Annotated in this window: 23 protein-coding genes, 2 tRNA genes and 1 riboswitch; of the genes, 14 read left to right on the top strand and 11 right to left on the bottom strand. The window is 71.9% G+C overall.

All coding sequences use genetic code 11. The features are described from left to right. Positions 1-178 precede the first annotated feature (178 nt). Positions 179-736 (bottom strand): PPA1309 family protein, encoded by a 558-nt coding sequence (locus AB0A69_RS13075; RefSeq protein ID WP_361419460.1) that lies wholly within the window; start codon positions 734-736, stop codon positions 179-181. A gap of 137 nt (positions 737-873) precedes the next feature. Here AB0A69_RS13075 and AB0A69_RS13070 point away from each other — a divergent pair, with 137 nt between their 5' ends. The 4 genes from AB0A69_RS13070 to AB0A69_RS13055 all read left to right on the top strand — a co-directional run bounded on the left by AB0A69_RS13070 (position 874) and on the right by AB0A69_RS13055 (position 6,229). Continuing rightward, positions 874-3,858: a UPF0182 family protein gene (locus AB0A69_RS13070; protein ID WP_361419812.1), complete on the top strand. Its 2,985-nt coding sequence runs from the start codon at positions 874-876 to the stop codon at positions 3,856-3,858. Between the two features lie 37 nt (positions 3,859-3,895). Next, positions 3,896-3,969, top strand: a tRNA-Met gene (locus tag AB0A69_RS13065). 209 nt (positions 3,970-4,178) lie between these two features. Continuing rightward, the gene (locus tag AB0A69_RS13060; protein ID WP_361419457.1) at positions 4,179-6,065 is read left to right on the top strand and encodes a tetratricopeptide repeat protein; all 1,887 of its coding nucleotides are present in this window, start codon (positions 4,179-4,181) and stop codon (positions 6,063-6,065) included. A 90-nt stretch (positions 6,066-6,155) separates the two neighbouring features. Then, positions 6,156-6,229 (top strand) — tRNA-Met (locus tag AB0A69_RS13055). Between the two features lie 169 nt (positions 6,230-6,398). Here the strand turns inward: AB0A69_RS13055 and AB0A69_RS13050 are convergent. Then, positions 6,399-6,815 (bottom strand): Fur family transcriptional regulator, encoded by a 417-nt coding sequence (locus AB0A69_RS13050; protein WP_355362603.1) that lies wholly within the window; start codon positions 6,813-6,815, stop codon positions 6,399-6,401. A gap of 143 nt (positions 6,816-6,958) precedes the next feature. Between AB0A69_RS13050 and AB0A69_RS13045 the strand changes: the two genes are divergently transcribed. Then, positions 6,959-8,410: a catalase gene (locus tag AB0A69_RS13045; protein ID WP_361419454.1), complete on the top strand. Its 1,452-nt coding sequence runs from the start codon at positions 6,959-6,961 to the stop codon at positions 8,408-8,410. A 118-nt stretch (positions 8,411-8,528) separates the two neighbouring features. On the opposite strand, the gene AB0A69_RS13040 is transcribed toward AB0A69_RS13045, so the two are convergent. Together AB0A69_RS13040 and hisN are read right to left on the bottom strand one after the other, a co-directional pair. Further along, positions 8,529-8,936: a CBS domain-containing protein gene (locus AB0A69_RS13040; RefSeq protein ID WP_361419451.1), complete on the bottom strand. Its 408-nt coding sequence runs from the start codon at positions 8,934-8,936 to the stop codon at positions 8,529-8,531. Positions 8,937-9,095: 159 nt separating this feature from the next. Further along, positions 9,096-9,896 (bottom strand): histidinol-phosphatase, encoded by an 801-nt coding sequence (gene hisN, locus AB0A69_RS13035; protein WP_361419448.1) that lies wholly within the window; start codon positions 9,894-9,896, stop codon positions 9,096-9,098. Between the two features lie 120 nt (positions 9,897-10,016). Between hisN and AB0A69_RS13030 the strand changes: the two genes are divergently transcribed. Continuing rightward, the gene (locus AB0A69_RS13030; protein WP_361419445.1) at positions 10,017-10,652 is read left to right on the top strand and encodes a TetR/AcrR family transcriptional regulator; all 636 of its coding nucleotides are present in this window, start codon (positions 10,017-10,019) and stop codon (positions 10,650-10,652) included. Here AB0A69_RS13030 and AB0A69_RS13025 read toward each other — a convergent pair. The 4 genes from AB0A69_RS13025 to AB0A69_RS13010 form a co-directional block, all read right to left on the bottom strand. Further along, positions 10,544-10,873, bottom strand: coding sequence for a multidrug efflux SMR transporter (locus AB0A69_RS13025; protein WP_361419442.1), 330 nt, complete (start codon positions 10,871-10,873; stop codon positions 10,544-10,546). The genes AB0A69_RS13030 and AB0A69_RS13025 overlap by 109 nt on opposite strands. Positions 10,874-10,978: 105 nt before the next feature. Continuing rightward, on the bottom strand, positions 10,979-11,992 hold the full coding sequence (gene rsgA, locus AB0A69_RS13020; RefSeq protein WP_361419439.1) for a ribosome small subunit-dependent GTPase A: 1,014 nt from the start codon (positions 11,990-11,992) through the stop codon (positions 10,979-10,981). A gap of 4 nt (positions 11,993-11,996) precedes the next feature. Continuing rightward, positions 11,997-13,316, bottom strand: coding sequence for a 3-phosphoshikimate 1-carboxyvinyltransferase (gene aroA, locus AB0A69_RS13015; RefSeq protein WP_361419436.1), 1,320 nt, complete (start codon positions 13,314-13,316; stop codon positions 11,997-11,999). Between the two features lie 86 nt (positions 13,317-13,402). Then, positions 13,403-14,116 (bottom strand): M50 family metallopeptidase, encoded by a 714-nt coding sequence (locus AB0A69_RS13010; RefSeq protein WP_361419433.1) that lies wholly within the window; start codon positions 14,114-14,116, stop codon positions 13,403-13,405. Positions 14,117-14,246: 130 nt separating this feature from the next. Between AB0A69_RS13010 and AB0A69_RS13005 the strand changes: the two genes are divergently transcribed. From AB0A69_RS13005 to def, 8 genes are all read left to right on the top strand, one after another. After that, positions 14,247-15,062, top strand: a complete 816-nt coding sequence (locus AB0A69_RS13005; RefSeq protein ID WP_361419430.1) for an SOS response-associated peptidase — start codon at positions 14,247-14,249, stop codon at positions 15,060-15,062. 39 nt (positions 15,063-15,101) lie between these two features. After that, positions 15,102-15,752 (top strand): alpha/beta family hydrolase, encoded by a 651-nt coding sequence (locus AB0A69_RS13000; RefSeq protein ID WP_361419427.1) that lies wholly within the window; start codon positions 15,102-15,104, stop codon positions 15,750-15,752. A gap of 255 nt (positions 15,753-16,007) precedes the next feature. After that, positions 16,008-16,664, top strand: coding sequence for a sigma-70 family RNA polymerase sigma factor (locus AB0A69_RS12995; RefSeq protein ID WP_355362581.1), 657 nt, complete (start codon positions 16,008-16,010; stop codon positions 16,662-16,664). Beyond that, on the top strand, positions 16,661-16,972 hold the full coding sequence (gene rsrA, locus AB0A69_RS12990; protein ID WP_355362579.1) for a mycothiol system anti-sigma-R factor: 312 nt from the start codon (positions 16,661-16,663) through the stop codon (positions 16,970-16,972). Before AB0A69_RS12995 ends, rsrA begins: the two co-directional genes overlap by 4 nt. Positions 16,973-17,124: 152 nt before the next feature. Continuing rightward, complete coding sequence (locus AB0A69_RS12985) at positions 17,125-18,663, top strand: HD-GYP domain-containing protein (protein WP_361419423.1); 1,539 nt, start codon at positions 17,125-17,127, stop codon at positions 18,661-18,663. Beyond that, the gene (locus AB0A69_RS12980) at positions 18,660-19,928 is read left to right on the top strand and encodes an HD domain-containing protein (RefSeq protein ID WP_361419420.1); all 1,269 of its coding nucleotides are present in this window, start codon (positions 18,660-18,662) and stop codon (positions 19,926-19,928) included. The genes AB0A69_RS12985 and AB0A69_RS12980 overlap by 4 nt, the downstream gene beginning before the upstream one ends. A gap of 111 nt (positions 19,929-20,039) precedes the next feature. Continuing rightward, positions 20,040-21,020 carry a hypothetical protein gene (locus AB0A69_RS12975; protein WP_361419417.1) on the top strand — a complete coding sequence of 327 codons (981 nt, stop codon included), beginning with the start codon at positions 20,040-20,042 and terminating at the stop codon, positions 21,018-21,020. A gap of 71 nt (positions 21,021-21,091) precedes the next feature. Next, complete coding sequence (gene def / locus AB0A69_RS12970; protein ID WP_361419415.1) at positions 21,092-21,724, top strand: peptide deformylase; 633 nt, start codon at positions 21,092-21,094, stop codon at positions 21,722-21,724. Positions 21,725-21,777: 53 nt separating this feature from the next. Here the strand turns inward: def and AB0A69_RS12965 are convergent, their stop codons facing one another. The 3 genes from AB0A69_RS12965 to AB0A69_RS12955 all read right to left on the bottom strand — a co-directional run bounded on the left by AB0A69_RS12965 (position 21,778) and on the right by AB0A69_RS12955 (position 26,032). Then, positions 21,778-22,791 carry a ribonucleotide-diphosphate reductase subunit beta gene (locus AB0A69_RS12965; protein ID WP_361419412.1) on the bottom strand — a complete coding sequence of 338 codons (1,014 nt, stop codon included), beginning with the start codon at positions 22,789-22,791 and terminating at the stop codon, positions 21,778-21,780. Continuing rightward, positions 22,791-25,160 carry a ribonucleoside-diphosphate reductase subunit alpha gene (locus AB0A69_RS12960; RefSeq protein WP_361419409.1) on the bottom strand — a complete coding sequence of 790 codons (2,370 nt, stop codon included), beginning with the start codon at positions 25,158-25,160 and terminating at the stop codon, positions 22,791-22,793. The genes AB0A69_RS12965 and AB0A69_RS12960 overlap by 1 nt, the downstream gene beginning before the upstream one ends. A 160-nt stretch (positions 25,161-25,320) precedes the next feature. Further along, positions 25,321-25,397, bottom strand: a riboswitch (cobalamin riboswitch). Positions 25,398-25,486: 89 nt separating this feature from the next. After that, a complete protein-coding gene (locus AB0A69_RS12955; protein ID WP_361419406.1) occupies positions 25,487-26,032 on the bottom strand; it encodes a GNAT family N-acetyltransferase in 546 nt (181 codons plus the stop codon). Between the last annotated feature and the right edge of the window lie 56 nt (positions 26,033-26,088).

The raw sequence follows: 26,088 nt of genomic DNA, 5'->3' as shown, positions 1-26,088 counted from the left end.
GCCGTATGCGCCGTATGCGCCGTATGCGTCGTATGCGTCGTATGCGTCGTATGCGTCGTAAGCGCCGTACGCGCTGTAACGCCGTAGAGAGGTCGCTTGCGCCGTGAACGGCGCACATACGAGAGGCGCGGCATCCGCCGCGCCCCCTCCGTACCCGCGCCGCCACAGCGCGGCCGCCTCAGCCCTCGAACGTCGCCGCCAGGGCCTCCGCCAAGCCGGGGACCAGGTCGGCGCCCGTGAGGACCTCCGTCGGGGAGTCCTTCTCGCGCAGCCGCAGCGCCGACTCCCGGGCCCCGTTGCGCAGCACCGCCACCGTCATCCGGACCTCCTGGCGGTCCGGGTGACCGGCGACCCACTTCGCCAGCGCCGCCTCGTCGAGCCCCTCCGGCACGGACGCCTCGGCGGACGGCGGCAGCATCAGCCGCTCCACCGTCATCGCGCACCCGGCGACCGCATCCGGCCACGCGATCGTGGCGAGGAACTCGTCGAGGGGCCGGTCGGCGGGGATCTCGTCCTGCTCGATCGGGGTGAGCGGCGCGGCGGCCTCGTCCGCGTCGAGACCGAGCTGGGACGCGAGCCCCGGCTCCTGGGAGCGCAGCCGTGCGGTGTCGACGAGGGCGAAGAGCCGGGCCGGCTGGTCCCAGCCGAGACCGGAGGCGTACTCGTCGATTTCGAGCACCGCGCGGGTGAGCGGACTGGCGGCCATCGGGGGGCCGGAGGGAGAAACGTTGGACATGGGCAATATCCTGCCTCCTTTCCACCCGGATACGGGAACTAGGTAAAGCCTGAGTAAGTTGCATCAGTGGGCCCTACGCTCGCTGGGCCCGCTCAGACACGACCGCGAACTTCGAGGGGCGCACGTTGGCTTTCCAGATGCCGGACCGCGGCGGAGGCCCGACCGGGCCACGGATCAGAGTCGGCCGGCCGTCCCGGCGGGCCCGCACCCTGCTCATGACGCTGGGGGTGCTGGCCGTGCTGGCCATGCTCTTCGTCATGTTCGCCGGGTTCTGGACGGACTGGCTCTGGTACCGGTCGGTCCACTACTCCTCCGTCTTCACCACCACCCTGTGGACCAAGATCGGCCTGTTCGCCGTCTTCGGCCTGCTCATGGCGACCGCCGTCGGGCTGAACATCTGGCTCGCCCACCGGCTGCGCCCGCCACTCAGCGCCATGTCGCTGGAACAGCAGAGCCTGGACCGCTACCGGATGGGCGTGGCGCCCTACAAGAAGTGGGTGTTCCTGGCGATCACCGCCCTGGTCGGGCTGATCGCCGGCGCCTCCGCCTCCGGCCAGTGGCGCACCTGGCTGATGTGGGTGAACGGCGTGTCGTTCGGCCAGAAGGACCCGCAGTTCGGGCTGGACGTCTCCTTCTTCACCTTCGACCTGCCCTGGTACCGGTTCCTGCTCGGCTTCGGCTTCGCCGCGACCGTGCTGTCACTGATCGCCGCCGCCCTGACGCACTACCTGTACGGCGGGCTGCGCATCACCAGCCCCGGCGCGCGTGCCACCGGAGCCGCCACCGGACACCTCTCCGTCCTCCTCGGCATCTTCGTCTCGCTCAAGGCCGTGGCGTACTGGCTCGACCGGTACGGCCTCGCCGTGAAGTCCAGTGACTTCAAGGCGACCGGCAACTGGACGGGCCTGCGGTACGTGGACGCCAACGCCTACCTGCCGGCCAAGACGATCCTCTTCTGCATCGCCGCCATCTGCGCCGTGCTGTTCTTCGCGACGCTCTGGCGCCGCACCTGGCAGCTGCCGGTCATCGGCTTCGGCCTGATGGTGCTGTCGGCGATCCTCATCGGCGGGCTGTACCCGGCGATCGTGCAGAAGTTCCAGGTCCAGCCGAACGAGCAGGCCAAGGAAGCCCCGTACATCGCCAAGAACATCGAGGCGACGCGCAAGGCGTACGACATCGACGAGGCGGAGCCGGAGAACTACTCCGGCAAGTCGACCGTCAAGGCCAAGGACAAGCTGCGCAGCGACGCCGACTCGGCCGCCAGCTACCGCGTGGTGGACCCGAACATCGTCTCGCCCACCTTCCAGCAGCTCGAACAGCGCCGGAAGTACTACCAGTTCCCGACCACCCTGGACGTCGACCGATACCAGGGCAAGGACACGGTCGTCGGTCTGCGCGAGCTCAACATCCGCGGCATCCCGAAGCGGAACTGGATCAACGACCACTTCACGTACACCCACGGCTATGGCGCGATCATGGCCACGGGCACGGGGACGGACGCCAACGGCTCGCCCATCTTCACCGAGGCCGGTCTGCCCACCTCCGGCCAGCTCAAGACGTACGAGCAGCGGATCTACTACGGCGAGAAGACCGAGCAGTACTCGATCGTCGGCGGCCCGCAGAAGGAGCTCGACTACGAGCAGAACGGCGAGAAGACCACCAGCTACAAGGGCAAGAGCGGGGTCAGCCTCGAGAACACCTTCAACCGCGCGGCGTACGCGGTGGCCTTCAGCGAGCCGCAGATCCTCTACTCCGGAGCCATCGGCGACGGTTCGCGGATCCTCTACAACCGCACGCCCAAGCAGCGCGTCGAGGCGGTCGCCCCGTGGCTGACCATCGACGGCGACGCCTACCCGGCGGTCGTCGGCGGCCGCATCCAGTGGATCGTCGACGCCTACACGACGACGAACGGCTACCCGTACGCGTCCCGTACGACCCTGGGGGCGACGACCACGGACTCGCTGACCGCCGGCAACGAGACCCGCGCGGTGGTCGCCCAGCAGAACCAGGTCAACTACATCCGCAACTCGGTGAAGGCCACCGTCGACGCCTACGACGGCACGGTGAAGCTGTACCAGTGGGACACCGAGGACCCGGTCCTGAAGACCTGGATGAAGGCGTTCCCCGGGACCGTCCAGCCGAAGGACGCCATCAAGGCGGACCTCAAGGAGCACCTGCGCTACCCGCAGGACATGTTCAAGGTCCAGCGCGAGCTGCTCACCCGCTACCACGTCAAGGACGCGGCGCAGTTCTACAGCGGCAGTGACGCCTGGCAGGTGCCGGACGACCCGACCAACAAGAACGGCCAAGCCGTTCCGCCGTACTACCTGAGCATGAAGATGCCGGGTGACACGGCGCAGCGCTTCTCGCTGACGACGACGTTCACCCCCAACGGGCGGCCCAACCTGGGCGGCTTCATGGCGGTCGACGCCGACGCCAACAGCAAGGAGTACGGCCGGATAAGGCTGCTGCGGGTGACGCAGGACGTGCCCGGCCCGGCGCAGGTCCAGAGCAAGCTCAACGGCCTGCCGTCCGTCGCCCAGTTCGTCCGCGACATGAAGGGCGCCGACTCCGACATCCAGTACGGCAACCTGCTGACGGTGCCGCTCGACGGCGGGTTCCTGTACGTCGAGCCGGTGTACGCGCAGGGCCGCAACGCCCTCTATCCGCTGCTGAAGAAGGTGGCCGTGTCGTACGTCGACGCGGACCAGCCGGAAGGCGACACCACCAAGGACACCACGGTGTTCGAGGACAACCTCGCCAAGGCGCTGAACGCGGTCTTCGGGGTGGAGGGCAGCACGCCCACCACGCCGCCCCCGCCGGGTGACACCACCACGCCGCCGGCCACCGGCGACGCGGCGCTGAAGCAGGCCATCGCGGACGCGCAGAAGGCGTTCACGGACGGCGAGGCGGCGCTGAAGAAGGGCGACTGGGCGGCGTACGGCAAGGCCCAGGAGGCCCTCGCGGACGCCCTGCGGCGCGCCGCGGCGGCGGACGCGGCGGCCAAGGCCGACCAGAAGCCGGCGGACGGGAAGCCGGCCGACCCGAAGCCGGCCGACCCGAAGCCGGCCGACGGCAAGCCGGCGGACCAGAAGCCCGCCGACCAGAAACCCGCAGGTTAAAGGCCCACCCCGCGTCGTGATACTGTGGTTTCACCGACGCGGGGTGGAGCAGCTCGGTAGCTCGCTGGGCTCATAACCCAGAGGTCGCAGGTTCAAATCCTGTCCCCGCTACTGAAGTCAAGGGCCCGGATCTTTCGAGATCCGGGCCCTTGGTGTGTGCCGGGGGAGTGCAAGGTACGACGCGCCAAGCGGCGGCCGGGTGGGGGCAGTTGGAGTGACTCGTGTTTGACTTGTCTCCCTGTGGGCATGTCGACAAAACGCTGAAGTGACCTCACTGGCTGCGGTATACCAGGTGTACGCGGTTTGCGGGTGGTGCGACGATGGAATTCATGGGGGACAGGGCAACGCTTTTGGAAACAGGGCGGTTTGTGGACGGTGCGGAGACCGGCGACGCCGTCGAGACCGAGGCACGGCACCGTCGCGCCGCCGACGCCGGCGACACCGCGTCGATGAGCATCCTCGGAGCCATGCTGCTGCGCCGCGGCGACCTCGACGGCGCCGAGCCGTACCTGCGCGCGGCCACCGCCGACGGCGACCGTGCCGCCGCCAACAACCTGGGTGTCCTGCTGCACCAGCGCGGATACGCGGAGGAGGCCGCCGGCTGGTGGCGCATCGCCGCCGTGGCCGGCTCCGCCGCCGCCGCACACGCGCTGGGCCGTTACCACCGCGAGCGCGGTGACGAACCCGCCGCCGAGTACTGGCTGCGCCAGTCCGCCGAGCAGGGCCACGCCCTCGGCGCGTACGCCCTCGCCGACCTGCTGGAGCACCGCAGCGACGTCGGCGCCGAGCGCTGGCTGCGCGCCGCCGCCGAACAGGGCCACCGCGAGGCCGCCTACCGCCTCGCCCGCGCCCTGGAGCGCAAGGCGGAGGAGCAGGGCGACAGCGCCACCACGACCGGCACGGGTCCCAGCACCGGTACCCGCCTCGGTACCGGCACGGGCCCCAGCACCGGCACCCGCCTCAGCGCCGGAACCGGCACCCGCTTCAGCGCCGGAGCCGCGACCGAGACCGCCGAGCAGTGGTACCGGCAGGCCGCCGCACGCGGGCACCGCCGTGCCGCGCTCCACCTCGGCGCCATCCTCGAAAAGCGCGGCGAGCTCAAGGAGGCCGGCCGCTGGTACCTCACCTCCGCCAAGGACGGTGAGCCCCGCGCCGCCTGCGCGCTGGGCTTCCTGCTGCGCGACGCCGGCGACGAGGACAGCGCCGCCGTGTGGTGGCTGCGCGCCGCCCAGGACGGCGACGGCAACGCCGCCAACGCGCTGGGCGCCCTGCACGCCGCCCGCGGCGAGCACCAGACCGCCGAGCGCTGGTACCGCGCGGCCACCGACGCGGGCGACGTCAACGGCGCGTACAACCTCGGGCTGCTGTACGCCGCCCAGAACCGCGTCGCCCAGGCCGAGCAGTGGTACCGCCGCGCCGCCTACGCCGGCCACCGCGAGGCCGCCAACGCCCTCGCCATCCTGCTCCTCCAGAGCGGCGACCCGAACGGCGCCGAGCCCTGGTTCTCCAAGGCGGCCGAGGCGGGCAGCGTCGACGCCGCCTTCAACCTCGGCATCCTCTACGCGGGCCGCGACGACGACCGTACGGCGCTGACCTGGTACGAGCGCGCCGCCGCGGCCGGCCACACCGAGGCCGCGCTCCAGGTCGGCATCGCCAAGCTCCGGGACGGCGACGAGCAGGAGGCCGAGCGCCACCTGCGGATCGCCGCGGGCGGCGGCAGCGCCGAGGCGGCGTTCCGCCTGGCCAGCGTCCTCGACGCGCGCCAGCCGCCGCCGGGCGCGCCCGCACTGGGCGAGCCGCAGGCGGCCAAGAGCGAGTGCGAGGAGTGGTACGAGCGGGCGGCCGAGCAGGGCCACCGCCGCGCCCAGGTGCGGATCGGCATGCTCGCCGCCGCGCGCGGCGACACCACCGAGGCGGCCCGCTGGTACCGGGTGGCCGCCGAGGCGGGCAGCCGGAACGGCGCCTTCAACCTCGGCCTGCTCCTCGCCCGCGACGGGAACGAGCGCGAGGCGGCCCTGTGGTGGACCCGCGCCGCCCGCGCCGGGCACGGTCGGGCGGCCCTGCGCCTGGCGCTGCTCGCCGCCCGCCGGGGCGAGCTGGCCGAGGGGCGCCGCTGGTGCTCGCGCGCGGTCGAGCTGGGCCCGGCGGAGGTGGCCGAGCGGGCGGCGCGGCTGAGCGAGGCACTGCACCAGGAGCTCACGGCGTAGCGCGACCCGTCGGGTAACGCGGGTCACTCCCCAAGGCCCCCTTATGGATTTGCGCTGGTCCACGCCGTCCCGTAAGGTTGTGTTCAACGACGCGGGGTGGAGCAGCTCGGTAGCTCGCTGGGCTCATAACCCAGAGGTCGCAGGTTCAAATCCTGTCCCCGCTACTGAAACCGAAGGCCCGGATCCTGATGGATCCGGGCCTTCGGCATGTGCGCGCATCGCGCCCGTCGCCCGCCATGCGAAAGCACCATGTGGCAAGCGCCAGGCGACAACCGCCATGCGAAAAGCCCCCGGTTTTCCGGGGGCCTTTTCAGCAAGACGAGTCAGGACGAGTCAGGCGGTCGCGCAGTTGGGGCACACGCCGCGGTACGTGACCTCCACGTCCGAGATCGTGAAGCCGAAGCGCTCCGTGTCCGGCAGGTCGGACAGCGGGTCACCGGACGGGTGCACGTCGCGGATCGCGCCACACTGCGCGCAGACCAGGTGGTGGTGCGGGCGGTGGGCGTTCGGGTCGTACCGCTTGGCGCGGCGGTCCGTAGAGACCTCCAGGACCTCACCCAGTGACACCAGCTCACCCAGCGTGTTGTACACGGTCGCTCGGGAGATCTCCGGGAGTCGCTCCACCGCGCGCGCGTGGACCTCGTCAGCCGTCAGATGGACGTGTTCGCCATCGAGGACCTCGGCCACGACACGGCGCTGCGCGGTCATACGCCAGCCGCGTCCGCGCAGTCGTTCCAACAGGTCGCTCATGCAGACCAGCCTAACAGGGAGGGGACTCAGTCCCGAACGGGTGTGGCTTTGGATAGACGCTTGACTTAGACAATGTCCATTGTAGGATCGGGAACGGCATTAGCCAAGGGACAGGACTTGCAGGAATGACGCAGGAGGCGCACGTGACGCAGGGACCGCTTACCACGGAGGCCGGCGCGCCGGTCGCCGACAACCAGAACAGCGAGACCGCGGGCGTCGGTGGTCCGGTTCTGGTCCAGGACCAGCTGCTGCTGGAGAAGCTCGCGCACTTCAACCGCGAGCGCATCCCGGAGCGCGTGGTCCACGCGCGCGGCGCCGGTGCGTACGGCACCTTCAAGGTGACGGCGGACGTCACCCCGTACACCCGCGCGAAGTTCCTCTCGGAGGTCGGCAAGGAGACCGAGGTCTTCCTCCGCTTCTCGACCGTCGCGGGCAACCTCGGTGCGGCCGACGCCGTGCGCGACCCGCGCGGCTTCGCGCTGAAGTTCTACACCGAAGAGGGCAACTACGACCTCGTCGGCAACAACACCCCGGTGTTCTTCATCAAGGACGCCATCAAGTTCCCCGACTTCATCCACACCCAGAAGCGCGACCCGTACACCGGCTCGCAGGAGGCGGACAACGTCTGGGACTTCTGGAGCCTGTCGCCCGAGTCGACGCACCAGGTGACCTGGCTCTTCGGTGACCGCGGCATCCCCGCCTCGTACCGCCACATGGACGGCTTCGGCTCGCACACCTTCCAGTGGAACAACGAGGCCGGCGAGGTCTTCTGGGTCAAGTACCACTTCAAGACCGACCAGGGGATCAAGTGCCTCACCCAGGCCGAGGCCAACAAGCTCGCCGGTGAGGACCCGGACTCGCACCAGCGTGACCTGCGCGAGGCGATCGAGCGCGGCGAGTACCCGTCCTGGACCGTCGGCGTGCAGATCATGCCCGCCGCCGACGCCGCGACGTACCGCTTCAACCCGTTCGACCTGACCAAGGTGTGGCCGCACGCGGACTACCCGGTCATCGAGATCGGCAAGCTGGAGCTCAACCGCAACCCGGAGAACATCTTCGCCGAGGTCGAGCAGTCGATCTTCAGCCCCGCCCACTTCGTGCCGGGCATCGGCCCGTCGCCGGACAAGATGCTCCAGGGCCGCCTCTTCGCGTACGGCGACGCCCACCGCTACCGCGTCGGCATCAACGCCGACCACCTGCCGGTGAACCGCCCGCACGCCACCGAGGCGCGGACGAACAGCCGTGACGGCTTCCTGTACGACGGCCGCCACAAGGGTGCGAAGAACTACGAGCCGAACAGCTTCGGCGGCCCGCACCAGATCGACCGCCCGCTGTGGGCGCCGATCCAGGTGACCGGCGCGACCGGCGAGCAGCCGGCGCCCGTCCACGCCGAGGACAACGACTTCGTCCAGGCGGGCAACCTCTACCGGCTGATGTCGGAGGACGAGAAGAACCGTCTGATCGAGAACCTCTCCGGCTTCATCGCCAAGGTCTCGCGCGACGACATCGTCGAGCGCGCGATCAACAACTTCCGTCAGGCCGACGGAGACTTCGGCAAGCGGCTGGAGGCCGCGGTCCAGGCCCTGCGCGGCTGAACAGCACTGGATCGCTTGTCGTAGGAAGAGGGCCGGCTCCCGCAGGGGGGCCGGCCCTCCGGCCTTTCGGTGCCTTTTGGTGCCCGTCGGTACTTGTCGGCCGCCTGCCGGCAGCGGCCTACGCCAGGACGGCCGCCGCCTCACGTCGCCGTACGGGCGACGCCCAGCAGCGGATGATGTCGCGCACGGAGACGATGCCGACCGGGCCGGTGCCGTCCAGCACGATCAGATGCCGGAAACCGCCGTGCGCCATGGCGGTGGCGGCCTCGTCCAGGGTCCACTCCGGTGCGGCGAAGACCACGTCGGTCGTCGTGTGCGCACCGGCGGTCTCCAGGTCCGGGTTCTGGCCGGCGCCGACGGATACGAGGATGTCGCGTTCGGTGAGGATGCCGAGGCCGCTGGTGTCGTGGTCCAGGACGACGGCCGCGCCGACGCGGCGCGCCGCCATCAGGGCGGCCGCCTGGCGGAGTGTGTGCGCGGGTCCGATGGTGAGGACCACCGTGCTCATGGCGTCACGGACGAGCATGGATGGAGCCACCTCCTTGGGTGAACCGTCTCTTCGAGAACGGATTCACAAGTTCACAAGTGGGGGGACTCTTAGAGTGGCAGTCCGGTGGTGCCGCAACAAGGGGTCTGCATCACCTGGCGCACATACGCCACGACGCTCCGTGCGCGCCGGTGGTCGTCAGGAGCGCTGGTTCAGGTACCCCAGCAGCTCTTCGTGCAGCAGGCCGTTCGACGCCGCCGCGTTCCCGCTGTGCGGGCCGTGCTTCCCGTCCAGGCCGGTGAAGACACCGCCGGCCTCCTGCACCACGATCGCGTTCGCCGCCATGTCCCACAGCGACAGCTCCGGCTCCGCGCACATGTCCACCGAGCCCTCGGCGACCATCATGTACGGCCAGAAGTCGCCGTAGCCGCGCGTACGCCAGCACGCACGCGTGAGGTCCAGGAAGCCGTCGAGACGGCCCTGTTCCTCCCAACCGCTGAGCGAGGAGTACGCGAACGACGCGTCGGACACGTCCGCCACCTTCGACACGTGGAGGCGCGTGGCCGACGACAGGCTCCGCCCGGTGTACGCGCCCAGCCCCTTCGCCGCCCACCAGCGGCGCCCGAGCGCGGGGGCCGACACCACGCCCACCACCGGCTGGAAGCCGCCCTCGCCCGCCTCCATGAGGGAGATCAGCGTCGCCCACACGGGTACGCCGCGGACGTAGTTCTTGGTGCCGTCGATCGGGTCGATCACCCAGCGGCGCGGGCCCGTGCCCTCGACGCCGTACTCCTCGCCGAGGATCGCGTCGCGCGGCCTCGCCCGCTGCAGCTGGCCCCGGATCAGCTCCTCGGCGGCCCGGTCGGCCTCGCTCACCGGCGTCATGTCCGGTTTGGTCTCGACCTTGAGGTCGAGCGCCTTGAACCGGTCCATGGTGGCGGCGTCGGCGGCATCCGCGAGGACGTGGGCAAGACGCAGATCATCGTGGTAATCGGCCATGGCCCGCACTCTATCCCGGCGGACCGGCACCTTCCGCAGGGAGTCTTGACAGTGCGTGGCCACCCGTCAACTCTGTGCGCAGAGCCGCCTGGTGGTGAGCCGCTGGTCTGGGAGGCGACGATGCCCACTGCCCGAGACGCCCTGCTCGACGCCGCCCGTGCGGCGCTCGCGGACCTGCCCTGGCCGGCGGTCCGGATGGTCGAGGTCGCGGCCGCCGCCGGGGTGTCCAGGCAGACGCTCTACAACGAGTTCGGCAGCAAGGAGGGATTGGCCCGTGCCCTGGTGCGGCACGAGACGGACGCGTACCTGAGCGGTGTCGAACGGGTCCTCGCCGAACGGACCGACCCCGTCGACCGGTTCCTCGCGCTGACCGAATGGACCGTCCGGGAGGCCCGGGCGAAACCCCTGCTGCGCGCCCTGCTCACCGGCTGCTGGACCGAACGGCTCCCGGCGCCCCGCCCCGCCCGTCCCCGTACGCGCGTGGCGGCCGCTCCGCCCGCGCAGCGCCGCGCCGACGAGGGGCCCCCGGCGCCCGGACAGCTGGTGGCGGCGGTGCGGGACCGGCTGCGGGCGGCGGCGGGCCCGGGCGTGGACCGGGACGCCTGCGAGCTGCTCGTACGCCTCGCGCTGTCGTACGTCGTCGCGCCTCAGTGGGAGGAGCCGGACAGCTGGAGGCCGATGACGCCGACGATCACCAGCGTGATCGAGATGATCTTCAGCACGGACACCAGGTCACCGAGGAAGATCATGCCGTAGATGGCGGTCCCCGCCGCTCCGATGCCGGTCCACACGGCGTACGCCGGGCCGACGTCCAGCTTCCGCAGTGAGAGGGTCAGCAGGCCGAAGCTGCCGAGCGCGAAACAGGCGAAGGCGACCGTCGGCCACAGCCGGGTGAAGCCGTGCGAGAGCTTGAGGCAGACCGCGAAACCCGTCTCCAGTAAACCGGCGACGATCACCAGCAGCCACGCCGTCCTCACAGTGCCTCCCGCGTCCGTGGTGATCCGTGACTGCTTCGCCGGACTTGGCCCGACTTGGTGCGATTATGCACTCGCCGGGCGGCGCGAAACGCAGACGTGCGCGACTCAGTCGCCTTCGCGTCGCTCACGCGTGGCGAGAAGTCGCCGCAGCGAGTACAGCCGCGCCGGATCCGCGTGGCCCTCGGCCACCCACTCGTCCAGTGCGCAGTCCGGCTCGTCGTGGCTGCACGCGCGCGGGCAGCCCTCGGTGCCCGGCACCAGCTCGGGGAAGGCGTTGATGACCCGGGACGGGTCCACGTGGTGCAGCCCGAAGGACCGCACGCCCGGGGTGTCGATCACCCATCCGTCCGCGCGGTCGAGGGGCAGGGCCAGCGCCGAGGTGGTGGTGTGCCGGCCGCGTCCCGTCACCGCGTTGACGTCACCGGTGAGCCGGCGCCGCTCCTCCGGCACCAGCGCGTTGACGAGCGTCGTCTTGCCGACGCCCGAGTGGCCGACGAACGCGGTGGTGCGGCCGGCGAGGTACTCGCGGACCCGGTCGGCGGCGGTGTGCCCGTCGTACAGCTCCTCGCGGCTGGTCACCACGTACGGGATGTCGAGCGCGCCGTACAGCTCCAGCAGCTTCTCGGGCGGGGCGAGGTCGGACTTGGTCAGCACCAGCAGCGGTTCGAGTCCGCCGTCGAACGCCGCGACCAGGCAGCGGTCGACCAGCCGGGGCCGCGGCTCGGGGTCGGCGAGGGCGGTGACGATGGCCAGCTGGTCGGCGTTGGCGACCACGACCCGCTCGAACGGATCGTCGTCGTCGGCCGTACGGCGCAGGACGGACGAGCGCGGTTCGATCCGTACGATCCGGGCCAGCGTGTCCTTCTTGCCGGACAGGTCACCGACGAGCGACACCCGGTCGCCCACCACGGCGGCCTTGCGGCCCAGCTCCCGGGCCTTCATCGCCATGACCGAACGGCCGTCGACGAGCACCGTCAGACGGCCCCGGTCCACGGTCAGGACCATCCCCTCCGCCGCGTCCTCGTGCTTGGGGCGGATGGTGGTGCGGGGGCGGTTGCCCTTGCGGTTGGGCCGCGAACGGATGTCGTCCTCGTCCGTGTGCTTGCCGTAGCGGCGCATGTCGTCAGGCCTCGAGCATTCCGGTCCACATCTGCGGGAAGTCCGGCAGGGTCTTGGCGGTCGTCGCCACGTTCTCGATCAGTACGCCGTCGACGGCGAGGCCGATGATCGAACCGGCCGTCGCCATGCGGTGGTCGTCGTACGTGTGGAAGACGCCGCCGTGCAGCGGGCGGGGGCGGATGTGCAGCCCGTCCGCGGTCTCGGTGACATCGCCGCCCAGCTCGTTGATCTCCTTGGTGAGCGCGGCCAGGCGGTCCGTCTCGTGCAGGCGCAGATGGGCCACGCCGCGCAGGGTCGAGGGCGAGTCGGCGAGCGCGGCGACCGCGGCGATGCCGGGCGTGAGCTCGCCGACCTCGCTCAGGTCCACGTCGATGCCGTGGATCGCGCCCGTACCGGTGAAGGTCAGGCCCTGCTCGGTGAGCTCGCAGGAACCGCCCATCTCGGTGAAGATCCGGCGCAGCGCGTCACCGGGCTGGGTGGTGCTGGACGGCCAGTCGGGGATGGTGACCCGCCCGCCGGTGACCAGGGCGGCGGCCAGGAACGGCTGCGCGTTGGACAGGTCCGGCTCGACGGTCAGGTCGCGGCCGAGCAGCGCGGAGGGGGAGACCCGCCACACGTTCGGCTCGCCGCCCGTCTCCGGCTCGTCGACCTGGGCGCCGACCGCGCGCAGCATGTCGACGGTCATCCGGATGTGCGGCATGGACGGCAGCTTGGAGCCGGTGTGCCGGACCTCGACGCCCTGGTTGAAGCGCGGCGCCGACAGCAGCAGGGCGCTGACGAACTGAGAGGACGAGGAGGCGTCGATCTCCACCGGGCCGCCGTCCAGGGCGCCGCTGCCGTGCACGGTCAGCGGCAGGCAGCCGCGCCCGTCGTCGTCGATGCGGGCGCCCAGGGCGCGCAGGGCGTCGATCACGCCGTGCAGCGGCCGCTCGTGGGAGCGCGGGTCGCCGTCGAAGTGGACCGGGCCGTCCGCGAGCGCGGCGACGGGAGGCAGGAAGCGCATCACCGTGCCGGCGTTGCCGACGTCGACGGTGGCCGGGCCGTGCAGGCCCGCGGGGATGATCCGCCACCGCTCGCCGGTGCCGTCGGGGCCCACGCCCTCCTCGATGCCGACACCCAGGGTGCGCAGGGCCTCGGCCATCAGCAGGGTGTCGCGCGAGCGCAGCGGGCGGCGCAGCCAGCCGGGCTCGGAGGCGAGGGCGGCGAGGACCAGACCGCGGTTGGTGACCGACTTGGACCCGGGCACGGTGACGGTCGCGTCGACGGCTCCGCGCGCGTGGGGAGCGGGCCAGAGATCGGAGGGCACGGGGCTGCTATCGGTCATGCCCCTCACTTTAGACGGGCCCTATGGCCAGAGGTCACCTGCGCCGGATTCTCATGATCAGCTGACCGGCCGGCCGACCGCGGTGCTCACAGCCCCAGCATCCAGCGCCCCCCGCCGATCAGCGAGCACACCGACACCGTGTGGAAGAAGAACAGCCACAGAACGGGCGGTACGTGGGTGAGCCGCGAGAGCTGGTCGGCGTCCGAGTCCGGCGCACCGCCGTGCCGCCGCTTGGCCTGGAGCTCGAAGGCGGGGCGTACACCGCCCATAAGGAGGAACCACACCGCGCCGTACGCGAACGCCGCCTGGACGTCCGGTCCCGTCAGCCACGACACCAGCAGGAAGGCCGCGCCGGTGACGATCACGGTGAGCGCCCCGTACGCGTTGCGGATCATCACGAGCATCGCCGCGAGGAGCGCCGTCGCCACCCACAGCAGCAGCGTGACGCGGTGCGCCGCCAGCAACCAGGCGCCGCCGAGGCCGAGCAGGGGCGGCGCGGTGTAGCCGGCGGCCGCCGTGAGGATCATGCCCAGCCCGGTCGGCCTGCCGCGGCTGACGGTCAGGCCGCTGGTGTCGGAGTGCAGCCGGATGCCCTGCAGACGGCGGCCGCTGACCAGGGCGACCAGGCCGTGGCCGCCCTCGTGGGCGATGGTGATGGCGTTGCGGGCGAGGCGCCATATCCCGGGCGGCGCGGTGACGGCGAGGGCGGCGACGGCCGTGGCGATCACGAGCCACCTGTCGGGGGCCGGCTGGGTACCGATGAGGCGGTCCCAGAGGGCGGCGAGGCTCGTGCTGTCCATGGTGGGGCGGCTCCCTGGAGTCGTGGGCGTACGGAGCATCCTCCGCGTCCGGCGGGCACGGACTCAAGCCCCGCCCGTCGCGCACGCCCCCTAGGCTCGTATCCGCACACACAGGAGGGGTGGTCACACGATGTGCGGACGGTACGCGGCGAGCCGGAGGCCCGAGGACCTGACGGGTCTCTTCGGCGTCGAGAAGTGGGATCCCAAGGAGACCCTGGACGCCGACTGGAACGTGGCTCCCACCAAGGACGTCTACGCGGTCCTCGAACGCCCCCTCAAGGGAGCGGACTCCCGACGCCCCGTCCGGCAGCTGAGGGCCCTGAAGTGGGGGCTCGTCCCGTCCTGGGCGAAGAACCCGGAGGGTGCCGCCCGGATGATCAACGCGCGGGCGGAGACCGTCCACGAGAAGCCCTCCTTCCGGCAGGCCTTCACCACGCGCCGGTGCATCCTGCCCGCCGACGGTTATTACGAGTGGGTGACCGGCGCCGACGAGCGGCAGCTGGAGGAGCAGGGCAAGCGCAAGCGCACGCGCAAGCAGCCGTACTTCGTCACGCCCGCCGACGGCTCGGTCTTCGCGATGGCGGGACTGTACGAGTTCTGGCGCGACCCCACCCTTCCGCCCGACCACCCGCAGGCCTGGTGGGCCACCTGCTCGGTGATCACCACGGAGGCGGACACCGACCCCCTGGGCGTGGCCCCCGCCGAGGGCCCGCGCTCGCTGGCGGACATCCACCCGCGCATGCCCCTGATGCTGACGCCCGACCGCTGGGACGCCTGGCTGGACCCGGCCCGTACGGAGGTGGAGGACCTGCGCTCGCTGCTCACGCCGCCGCCCGCCGGCCTGATGCGGGCCTATCCGGTGACGCCCGCCGTCAGCAACGTCCGCAACAACGGCCCCGAGCTGGTCGAGGAGCTGCCCGGCCCGGTGGAGGAAACCCTCTTCTGAGGACCGGGTTCCAGGGCCCCGGCTTGGCACCATGGCACCGTGACCAACAGTGAGATCGTGCCGACCGGCGTCGGCGACGCCCGTATCACCTGGTACGCCGCCGAGGGCGACGCCCGCCTCGTCGTGGCCCTCGGCCACGGCGCAGGGGGCGGTGTCGAGGCGCGGGACCTGCGGGCGCTCGCCGCGAGCCTGCCGGCCGCCGGGGTGACCGTCGCCCTCGTCGAACAACCGTGGCGCGTCGCCGGGAAGAAGCTCGCCCCCGCGCCCAAGACCCTGGACGCCGCCTGGCGGGACCTCTGGCCCGCCCTGCGCGTGCCCGGCCTGCCGATCGTGGCCGGTGGGCGCAGCGCCGGGGCCCGCGTCGCCTGCCGCACCGCCGGTGAGCTGGGCGCCCGTGCCGTCCTCGCGCTGAGCTTCCCGCTCCACCCGCCGGGCAGGCCGGAGAGCTCCCGCGCACAGGAGCTCCTCGGCGCGGGCGTACCGACCCTCGTCGTCCAGGGCGGGAACGACCCCTTCGGCAGGCCGGGGGAGTTCCCGGAGGCAGGGCCCGGGGAGCGGTACGAGCTCGTGGAGGTCCCCTACGGGGACCACGGGTTCGCCGTGCCGAAGCGGGCGGCGGTGACCCAGGAGGAGGCGCTCGCGGTCATCACCGGGGCGGTCGGGAAGTGGGTGAGTGGCCTGCGGGAATGAGAAGCGGCCGGGGCGTTGTTGTGACGGGCGTCGGTGTACAGAGCAGAGCCAGGAGAGGGAGTCCGTCGCATGGGTTCGATCAGCTGCCCGAGCCGGTCCGAGGCCACTGAGCTGGACTGGACCGTGCTTCCCGCGGCCAGGACCGTCCCTGTCCGGGCATCGGGCGGAGCGAATCTGAAGGGACTGGCGCCGGAAGGTCGACTATTCTCCGATTCGAGCGGGTCCGCACTCGGTCTCGCCACAGCGCTGGAGGAGGTGGGTCCGGTCACTGGGACCGACACAGGGACCAACGAAGGCCCCGAGGAGACGGAGTCCGAGCGCAACGCGCGCTTCGAACGGGACGCCCTCGGCTACCTCGACCAGATGTACTCGGCGGCCCTGCGCATGACGCGCAACCCGGCCGACGCCGAGGACCTGGTCCAGGAGACGTATGCCAAGGCGTACGGGTCCTTCCACCAGTTCCGGGAGGGGACCAACCTCAAGGCCTGGTTGTACCGGATCCTCACCAACACCTTCATCAACTCGTACCGCAAGAAGCAGCGCGAGCCCCAGCGCAGCGCCGCGGAGGAGATCGAGGACTGGCAGCTCGCCCGCGCCGAGTCGCACATGTCCACCGGTCTGCGGTCCGCCGAGTCGCAGGCGCTGGACCACCTGCCCGACTCCGATGTGAAGGAAGCCCTCCAGGCCATCCCGGAGGAGTTCCGCATCGCCGTGTATCTGGCCGACGTAGAGGGCTTTGCGTACAAGGAGATCGCGGACATCATGGGGACGCCCATCGGTACGGTGATGTCCCGACTGCACCGTGGCCGCCGCCAGTTGCGCGGCATGCTCGAGGACTACGCCCGCGAACGCGGACTGGTCCCCGCGGGCGCCGGAGAGTCGTCGAACAACGGGAAAGGCTCGGGCTCATGAGCTGCGGAGAGCCGCACGAGACGGAATGCGCAGAGGTCCTGGACCATCTCTACGAGTTCCTCGACCGTGAGATGCCCGACAGCGACTGCACCAAGTTCGAGGTGCACTTCGAGGAGTGCTCCCCGTGCCTCGAGAAGTACGGGCTCGAACAGGCCGTGAAGAAGCTGGTCAAGCGGTGCTGCGGCCATGACGACGTACCGAGCGACCTGCGGGCCAAGGTCATGGGGCGCATCGAGCTGATCCGCGCGGGCGAGACCGTGCCCGACCACGACGTGTCCGCCGGGCCCGCCCCCGCCACCCAGGAGTAGGCCCGGGTCGGCCGTGCCGGTCGACCGCACGCGCCGGTCGACCGCGCGGCGTGGTCACCCGAAGGGGCTAATCGATTCCGTCCGCCGCCACCGGGAGGGCACCGGCTCGTAGCCTGGCGCTCGATTCGGAGGGCCGGCGGGAGGCGGAAACGGTGGCGGGCATTCCGGTGGGGGCGTGGGCATACATCGCGGGCGCCGTCCTGTGCGCCTCCGCGTCCGCGCTGCCCGCGTTCGACCCGGCCGCCGAGACCCCCTGGGGCGCGGTCGTGCTCCTCGCCGCGCTCTACGCCTTCTGCGAGTGGCCCGCCCGGTGGTCGGTCACCGGGCGGGCGACCGGGCGCGTCCCGGGCGGCTCCGCCGTACCGGTGAGCGCCGGGTCGTTCTTCCCCGTCCTGCTCGCCGCCGCGCTGCTGCTGCCACCCGCCGCGGCCGCCCTCGTGGCCGTGCCCGGGGCGCTGACCGCCCCCGTCGAGCACCGGCCCGCCACCCCTCGCCGGATCTGGCGCGCCGCACGGCTGGCCATCGCCGCCTGGGCGGCCGCGTGGGCCGCCGGGCAGACGGCGGTCGCCTTCGGCGGCGGCCCCGACGCCCTGTCGGCCGCGCCCGGCTTCCCGTACGTCCTGCTCCCCGCCGGCCTTTCGGCGCTCGCCTTCTGCCTCGTCCTCACCGCCCTCGACGGCGGCATCCTCGCCACCGCCGAACGCCTGCCGGTGCGCAGCGCCTGGCGCGGGCTGCTGCCGCGTTCGCTGGCGCCGCACGCCGTGCACGGGCTGGCCGGGCTGATGATGGCCGTGCTGTGGCGCAGCCCGTACGGCTGGCCCGCCGCGCTCTTCGTGCTGCTGCCGATGTACGTCTCCTGCTGGATGTTCGCGCAGTACCACCGCGAGCGCGCCGCCCACCAGGCGACGATCCGGGCGCTCGTCCAGGCCGTCGACATCAAGGACACCTACACCCGCGGCCACAGCGAGCGCGTCGGCCACGCATCGGTGCTGATCGCCCGCGAACTGGGCATGGACGAGGCGCGCCTGGAGGTGATCCGCTTCGCCGGGATCCTTCACGACGTCGGAAAGCTCGGCGTGCCGACCCGGGTGCTGCGCAAGGACGGACCGCTGACCCCGGAGGAGCGGCGGGTGATCGAGCTGCACCCGGAGTACGGGCACGAGATGGTGCGCGGCATCGGGTTCCTGGGCGAGGCGCGGGCGGCGATCCTCCACCACCACGAACGGATGGACGGCAGCGGCTACCCGTACGGGCTGCGCGGCCGCCAGATCCCCGAGTTCGCGCGCGTGGTGGCCGTCGCGGACGCCTTCGACGCGATGACGTCGACCCGCTCCTACCGGCGCGCGCGGCCGGTCGCCACGGCGCTCGCGGAGCTGGAGCGCTGCGCGGGCACGCAGTTCGACCCCCGGATGGTGCGGGCCCTGGTGCGGGCGCTGGAGCGGCACGGCTGGGAGCCGGCGGTCACCGCCGACGACTCCCGCGACCCAGCGCGCCGAAACGTCCCTCCACCACGCGACCTGCCGCACCCCCCGGGACCGGCGCCCGAGGACGTGCCCGACGCCGCTGCCCGGGACGGCGACGCAGGGCACGGCGACGCGCGGGACGGCGCCGTGCGGGACGGCGCCGTGCGGGACGGCGCCGTGCGGGACGGAGACGTGCGGGGCCGCGACGCGCGGGGCCGGGCCCGGTGAGGGCGCTCGGGGCCGCCCACGCGGCCGCCGCCGCGCTCACCGCCGCCGGACTCGCCTGGACGCTGTGGCACGGCGTCGCCGAGCCCGGCACCGCGCTCGCCTTCGGCCTGCTCATCGCCGTCGGGGAGCTCGCCCGCTGGGCCGCCCGGCCCGGCGTGGCGGCCGGGCCCGTGCTCGCGGAGCCCTGGGGCCGGGAAGCCGCGCCCCTCGGCGCCGCCGGGGCCCTCGCGTACGCGCTGCTCGGCGAGTCCGCCGGGCGGCCCACCACCCACGGCGTGCTCCAGACGATCGCCGTCGTCTTCGCCGGGGCGCTCGTCGGAGCCGTACCGCACGTCGCCCGGGGCTGCGGGCCGGCGCTGGACCACCTGGCCCGCCGGGTGCTGACCACGGCGTTCGCCGCCGTCTGCTTCCAGCCCCTCTACAACTCCGGACGACTGGACGAGACCGTCGGACAGGGCCCCTATTACGCCCTGTTCCTGGCGCTCCTGCTGGTCCTGACCGCCCTGTGCGACGCCGTCCTCGCCGCCCTCATGCTGCGCGCCCGCACGGGCTACCGGTACGGGCCCCTCCTCCGCGACGAACTGCGCGCCCTGCTCGGCGTCGGTTCCGCGGTGTGCGCGACCGGCGCCGTCATCGCCCTCGCCGTCGCGGCCGCCGGACTGTGGGCGCTTCCCCTCTTCTGCGTACCCCTGCTCCTCACCCAGCTGTCCTTCCGCCGGTACGCCGCCGTCCGCGCGACGTACCGCCAGACCATCGCCTCCCTCGCGCGTGCCACCGAGATCGCCGGGTACACGACCCCGGGACATGCCCACCGGGTGGCGGCGCTCAGCCTCGCCGTGGGGCGGGAGCTGGGCCTGTCGGAGCCCGACCTGACCGTGCTGGAGTACGCCGCGCTGATGCACGACATCGGACAGCTGTCCCTCGTAGACCCCGTACCGGAGGGGGCCACCGCCCTCCTCCCGGCCGCCGAGCAGCGGCGCATCGCCCTCCTCGGCGGGGCCGTGGTGCGCCAGACCGGCGTGCCGGCGGCCGTCGCGGTCGTCGTGGAGCGGCAGGCCGACCCGTACCGGGAGCAGCCGCCGCCCGCCCGGATCGTCCGCGCCGTCAACGCGTACGACGATCTGGCCGGGGAAACCGCCCAGGGATCCCTCACCGCCCTCGAGCAGCTGAGGCTGGGCACCGCGCGCGACTACCACCCCGCGGTGGTGGAAGCCCTGGCCAGGGTGGTGGCCCGGGGCTGCGTCACGGGTCGCGCAGCTGGGTAACCCATGGGTAATGAGCGGGCGCCCGACCCGGCATGGTTGGATGCGAACAAGAGGGTGTCCGGGGGCAGAGACCTTCAGCGAAAGCGACCGGCAGACCGGCAGGCGGGAATCGTGAGGATCTTCGGGAAGGTACGGCATCGGCCCTCCGCCTCGTGGCGGCAGGCCACCGACCGCGCGTTCACGCTGATCGGGGACGGGCGGTACGAGGACGCGGGCGCGCTGCTGACGCGGGCGGCGGACCTGGAGCCCTGGCTCTCGGAGTCCTGGTTCAACCTGGCGCTGCTGCACAAGTTCCGGCACGACTGGGAGCAGGCGCGCGCGGCGGGCCTGCGGGCGGTCGCGCTGCTCGACAAGGACACCGGCGCCCCGGACTGGTGGAACGTCGGCATCGCCGCCACCGCGCTCCAGGACTGGCCGCTGGCGCGCCGCGCCTGGCAGGCGTACGGCCTGAAGGTGCCGGGGGCCGCCGCGGCGGGCGGTGAGCCGACCGGGATGGAGCTGGGCAGCGCCGCCGTACGGCTGTCGCCGGAGGGCGAGGCCGAGGTGGTGTGGGGCCGCCGGCTCGACCCGGCCCGGATAGAGGTGCTCTCCATTCCGCTGCCGTCCTCGGGCCGGCGCTGGGGCGAGGTCGTGCTGCACGACGGTGTCCCCCATGGAGAGCGCACCACGTCCGCCGGGCACAGCTTCCCGGTGTTCGACGAGATCGAGTTGTGGGCGCCGTCCCCCGTACCGACCTGGGTGGTGCTCCTGGAGGCGGCGACCGAGGCCGATCGGGACGCCCTGGAACGGCTCGCGGCCGACGCCGGGTTCGCCGCCGAGGACTGGTCCTCGTCCGTACGGCTGCTGTGCCGGCCCTGCTCCGAGTCGCGGATGCCGAGCGCCGAGGGCGAGGGCGAGCACCTGGACCCGCACGACCACAGCGAGCCGGGGCACCCGGGCCCGCTCGGGCACCGCTCGCCGGGCGAACTGTGGGTGCCGGAGCGCGAGTGCGGCATCGCGGCGCCCGCCGGACTGGTCCGCGGGCTGCTGGACGGCTGGGTGGCGGACAGCCCGGACAGCCGCGAGTGGCGGGATCTCGAAGAAGTCTGCTGAGCCGGGTCGTAGGCTGTACCAGCACATCAGGCATGCATGCATCGGGTACTGAGAAAGGCGCAGAGGCGGACATGGCGCAGCAGGAGACGGATCCGTACGTCGACGACGAGGGTTTCATCATCGACACGGAGGGCTGCGAGGAGCGCGAGCGCGCCCACCGGGAGCGCGGCACGTCCCGCCCGATCACCGTCGTCGGGAACCCGGTGCTCCACAAGGAGTGCAAGGACGTCACCGAGTTCGACGACTCGCTGGCCCGGCTGATCGACGACATGTTCGCCAGCCAGCGGACCGCCGAGGGCGTCGGCCTGGCGGCCAATCAGATCGGTGTGGACCTGAAGGTCTTCGTCTACGACTGCCCGGACGACGAGGGCGTCCGGCACGTGGGTGTCGTCTGCAACCCCGTGCTGGAGGAGCTGCCGCCGGAGCTGCGCGTGCTCGACGACTCCAACGAGGGCTGCCTGTCCGTCCCGACGGCGTACGCCTCGCTGGCCCGGCCCGACTACGCCGTGGTGCGTGGCCAGGACGCCAAGGGCAACCCCATCAAGGTGCGCGGCACCGGGTACTTCGCCCGCTGCCTCCAGCACGAGACGGACCACCTGTACGGCTACCTGTACATCGACCGCCTGTCGAAGCGTGACCGCAAGGACGCGCTGAAGCAGATGGAGGCGGGTACGCCGCGCTACCCGGTCGTCGCCAACGACTGAGCCGTCCGGCTCGACGGGCCCCGCTCACCCGGTGAGCGGGGCCCGCCGTCGTCTCAGAAGTCCTCGTCGAGGTCGACCGAACCCTCCACCGCCACCTGGTAGGCGGAGGGGCGGCGCTCGAAGAAGTTCGTGAGCTCCTGGACGCCCTGGAGCTCCATGAACGAGAACGGGTTCTCCGAGCCGTACACCGGCGCGAAGCCGAGGCGCATCAGGCGCTGGTCGGCGACGCACTCCAGGTACTGGCGCATCGACTCGGTGTTCATGCCCGGAAGGCCGTCGCCGCACAGGTCGCGACCGAACTGGAGCTCCGCCTCCACCGCTTCCCTCAGCATGTCGGTGACCTGCTGCTGGAGCTCGTCGTCGAAGAGGTCCGGCTCCTCCTTGCGGACGGTGTCGACGACCTCGAACGCGAAGTTCATGTGCATCGTCTCGTCACGGAAGACCCAGTTGGTGCCGGTCGCCAGGCCGTGCAGCAGACCGCGCGACCGGAACCAGTACACGTAGGCGAAGGCACCGTAGAAGAACAGGCCCTCGATGCAGGCGGCGAAGCAGATCAGGTTCAGCAGGAAGCGGCGGCGGTCGGCCTTCGTCTCCAGCCGCTCGATCTTCTCGACGGAGTCCATCCACCGGAAGCAGAACTGCGCCTTCTCACGGATGGAGGGGATGTTCTCCACGGCGTCGAACGCCGCCGCGCGGTCCTCCGGGTCGGGCAGGTAGGTGTCGAGCAGCGTCAGGTAGAACTGGACGTGCACGGCCTCCTCGAACAGCTGCCGCGACAGGTACAGCCGCGCCTCGGGCGAGTTGATGTGTTTGTAGAGCGTCAGCACCAGGTTGTTCGCGACGATCGAGTCACCGGTCGCGAAGAACGCGACCAGCCGGCCGATCAGGTGCTGCTCGCCGGGCGTCAGCTTGGCGAGGTCGGCGACGTCGGAGTGGAGGTCGACCTCCTCCACGGTCCAGGTGTTCTTGATGGCGTCCCGGTAGCGCTCGTAGAAGTCCGGGTAGCGCATGGGGCGCAGGGTCAGCTCGAAGCCCGGGTCGAGAAGGTTCTTTTCGGTAGAGCTCATCACTGGCAGGCCTCGCAGGACTCGGGGTTCTCAAGGGAGCAGGCGACGGCCTCGGGGTCGGCGGCCTGCTGCACGGGGATGGTGGGTGCCGCGGACGCGGCGCGGGCGATCCGGGTCGCCGGGCGCGAACGCAGGTAGTACGTCGTCTTCAGGCCCTGCTTCCAGGCGTACGCGTACATCGACGACAGCTTGCCGATGGTGGGCGTCTCCATGAACAGGTTCAGCGACTGCGACTGGTCCAGGAACGGCGTACGGGCCGCCGCCATGTCGATCAGGCCGCGCTGCGGGATCTCCCACGCCGTGCGGTACAGCGTGCGGATCTCCTCCGGCACCCACGAGAAGCCCTGCACGGAGCCGCTCGACTCGCGCAGCGCCTCACGGGTCTGCGCGTCCCAGACGCCCAGCCGCTTCAGGTCCTCCACCAGGTACGAGTTGACCTGGAGGAACTCGCCGGACAGCGTCTCGCGCTTGAAGAGGTTGGAGACCTGCGGCTCGATGCACTCGTACACACCGGCGATCGAGGCGATGGTCGCGGTCGGCGCGATGGCGAGCAGCAGCGAGTTGCGCATGCCGACGGCGGCGATGCGCTCGCGCAGGGCCGCCCACCGCTCCGGCCAGGTGAGCTCGGTGTCGTAGTGGTCGGGGTGCAGCACACCGCGCGCGGTGCGGGTCTGCTCCCAGGCGGGCAGCGGGCCGTTGCGCTCGGCCAGGTCGGCGGAGGCCTCGTACGCCGCCAGCATGATCCGCTCGGCGATGCGCGTCGACAGGGCGCGCGCCTCGGGGGAGTCGAACGGCAGGCGCAGCTTGAAGAAGACGTCCTGGAGGCCCATCGCGCCCAGGCCGACCGGCCGCCACTTGGCGTTGGAGCGCCCGGCCTGCTCGGTCGGGTAGAAGTTGATGTCCACGACCCGGTCCAGGAAGGTCACGGCGGTGCGGACGGTCGCGTCGAGCCGCTCCCAGTCGATGTCCCCGCCGCTGACGAAGGCGCCCAGGTTGACCGACCCGAGGTTGCAGACGGCCGTCTCGCCGTCGTTCGTCACCTCGATGATCTCGGTGCAGAGGTTCGAGGAGTGGACGACCGTGCCGGGCTCGGCGGTCTGGTTGGCCGTACGGTTCGAGGCGTCCTTGAACGTCATCCAGCCGTTGCCGGTCTGTGCGAGGGTCCGCATCATCCGCCCGTACAGGTCACGGGCCGGCATGGTCTTGCGGGCCAGTCCCTTGGCCTCGGCGGCGCGGTAGGCGGCGTCGAACTCCTCGCCCCACAGGTCGACCAGCTCGGGCACGTCCGCCGGCGAGAACAGCGACCACGCGGCGTCGGCGTTGACCCGGCGCATGAACTCGTCCGGGATCCAGTGCGCGAGGTTGAGGTTGTGGGTGCGCCGGGCGTCCTCGCCGGTGTTGTCGCGCAGCTCCAGGAACTCCTCGATGTCCGCGTGCCAGGTCTCCAGGTACACGGCGGCCGCGCCCTTGCGCCGCCCGCCCTGGTTCACGGCCGCGACGGAGGCGTCGAGGGTCTTCAGGAACGGCACGATGCCGTTGGAGTGCCCGTTCGTGCCCCGGATCAGCGAGCCGCGGGCGCGGATGCGCGAGTACGACAGGCCGATGCCGCCCGCGTGCTTCGAGAGCCGCGCCACCTGGTGGTAGCGGTCGTAGATCGAGTCCAGCTCGTCCAGTGGCGAGTCCAGCAGGTAGCACGACGACATCTGCGGGTGGCGCGTACCGGAGTTGAACAGCGTGGGGGAGGAGGGCAGGTAGTCGAGGCGGCTCATCAGGCCGTACAGCGCCGCGACCTCGTCCAGCGCCCGGACGCTGTCGTCCTCGGCCAGCCCGGCCGCCACCCGGAGCAGGAAGTGCTGCGGCGTCTCGATGACCTTGCGCGTGATCGGGTGGCGCAGCAGGTAACGGGAGTAGAGCGTCCGCAGCCCGAAGTAGCCGAACCGGTCGTCGGCCGCCGGGTCGACCAGCCCGTCCAGCCGCTCGCGGTGGACGCGGACGAAGTCGGCGGTGCGGTCGGCGATCAGCCCCTCGCGGTGCCCCACGGCGACGGAGCCGGAGAACGACGTGACGCCCTGCGAGGCCGCCTCCGCCGCGATGCCGATGGTCAGCAGCCGGGCCGCGAGCCGCGAGTACGCCGGGTCCTCGGCGATCAGCCCGGCGGCCGCCTCGGTGGCGAGCTCCCGCAGCTCCGCCTCGTCCGAGCCGGCGTGCCGGCCGCGCAGCGCGGCGGCGGCGACCCGGCCGGGGTCGGTGTCGGGGAGGTCTGCGGTCAGGTCGGTCAGGGTGCGCAGCAGGACGGTCCCGGGACCGTCGCCGGCGTCGTTCCCGTCGCTCTGGCTCGCTGACACCGGATCGGCTGGCGCGATGGTCACGTGGGGCTCTCCCTCGCTCGGCTCGGGGCCACCGGCGGCGGGGCACGGCAGAGCGGGGCGCCTCCGGCACAGGGGCGCACGTATCCGCGTCCACCGGCCCATTCCGCGAGGCCCGGACGTCTGGGCACCCGGGCCGGACGGTCCGGGCGCGCTGCCGGCAGGTGCTCGGACTCATGGGTGCCCAAAGGCACACCAACACACCGTTGCGGGACAGTTCCGGATTCGCACCGGATTCCCCTGCGACGACAGCGAGATGAGCATACATGTGGGGGGCGGCCGCTGAGCCACCCCCCACATCTTGTGTCGGCCGCCACAAGACGGGCCGGTCAGAGGTCGAGCGCGTACGTACGCAGCGTCACCCCCGGGACCGGCGTCCAGTCGCGCTCCGGGGTGCGTACGAACCCCAGCCGCTCGTACACGCGGTGTGCGGTCCGCATCGCCTGCTGGGAGGAGAGCACCACCCGGCGGCAGCCGTCCGCCGCCCGTGCCCGCTCCACGCACGCCCGGACGAGCGCCTCCCCGGCGCCGCGCCGCCGGTCCTCGCACGCGACCGCGAGCATCCGGATCTCGGCCTCGCCGTTCCCCGCCAGCTCGGCCAGGGGCCCGCCGCCCGGGGCGAACGTCACGCCGCCCAGCAGCCGCTCGCCCCGTCCGGGCACGCCCGGCTCCGCGGCGCCCGGCTCCACGCCGCCCCGCTCCACGGCCACGAGGACCTCGGCGTCGGCGGCCCGCCCGGCCACGTCCCGCAGTTCGATCAGATACTCGTCGCTGTCGGCGAAGGCCAGCAACCCGTCGGCGAGGTACGCCTGCGCCGTGAGCTCGCCCAGCGCCGCGTGCTCCTCCGGCCGTACCGCCCTGATGGTGATGTCCATGGGGCCAGAGTGCACAAAGAAGCGGGCCGCCGCGCCTCCGTGAGGGAGGCACGACG

Origin of the sequence: Streptomyces sp. NPDC045431 (assembly GCF_040646655.1) — a bacterium.
Taxonomy (GTDB): Bacteria; Actinomycetota; Actinomycetes; order Streptomycetales; family Streptomycetaceae; genus Streptomyces.
Note: the sequence above shows the minus strand (reverse complement) of the source record. Positions and strands in the feature narration are given on the sequence as shown.

Excerpts from the sequence above, each read along its gene's own strand:
- AB0A69_RS13075 (WP_361419460.1), bottom strand. The coding sequence starts at position 736 with ATGTCCAACGTTTCTCCCTCCGGCCCCCCGATGGCCGCCAGTCCGCTC.
- AB0A69_RS13070 (WP_361419812.1), top strand. The coding sequence starts at position 874 with ATGCCGGACCGCGGCGGAGGCCCGACCGGGCCACGGATCAGAGTCGGC.
- AB0A69_RS13060 (WP_361419457.1), top strand. The coding sequence starts at position 4,179 with ATGGAATTCATGGGGGACAGGGCAACGCTTTTGGAAACAGGGCGGTTT.
- AB0A69_RS13050 (WP_355362603.1), bottom strand. The coding sequence starts at position 6,815 with ATGAGCGACCTGTTGGAACGACTGCGCGGACGCGGCTGGCGTATGACC.
- AB0A69_RS13040 (WP_361419451.1), bottom strand. The coding sequence starts at position 8,936 with ATGCTCGTCCGTGACGCCATGAGCACGGTGGTCCTCACCATCGGACCC.
- hisN (WP_361419448.1), bottom strand. The coding sequence starts at position 9,896 with ATGGCCGATTACCACGATGATCTGCGTCTTGCCCACGTCCTCGCGGAT.
- AB0A69_RS13030 (WP_361419445.1), top strand. The coding sequence starts at position 10,017 with ATGCCCACTGCCCGAGACGCCCTGCTCGACGCCGCCCGTGCGGCGCTC.
- rsgA (WP_361419439.1), bottom strand. The coding sequence starts at position 11,992 with ATGCGCCGCTACGGCAAGCACACGGACGAGGACGACATCCGTTCGCGG.
- aroA (WP_361419436.1), bottom strand. The coding sequence starts at position 13,316 with ATGACCGATAGCAGCCCCGTGCCCTCCGATCTCTGGCCCGCTCCCCAC.
- AB0A69_RS13010 (WP_361419433.1), bottom strand. The coding sequence starts at position 14,116 with ATGGACAGCACGAGCCTCGCCGCCCTCTGGGACCGCCTCATCGGTACC.
- AB0A69_RS13005 (WP_361419430.1), top strand. The coding sequence starts at position 14,247 with ATGTGCGGACGGTACGCGGCGAGCCGGAGGCCCGAGGACCTGACGGGT.
- rsrA (WP_355362579.1), top strand. The coding sequence starts at position 16,661 with ATGAGCTGCGGAGAGCCGCACGAGACGGAATGCGCAGAGGTCCTGGAC.
- def (WP_361419415.1), top strand. The coding sequence starts at position 21,092 with ATGGCGCAGCAGGAGACGGATCCGTACGTCGACGACGAGGGTTTCATC.
- AB0A69_RS12965 (WP_361419412.1), bottom strand. The coding sequence starts at position 22,791 with ATGAGCTCTACCGAAAAGAACCTTCTCGACCCGGGCTTCGAGCTGACC.
- AB0A69_RS12955 (WP_361419406.1), bottom strand. The coding sequence starts at position 26,032 with ATGGACATCACCATCAGGGCGGTACGGCCGGAGGAGCACGCGGCGCTG.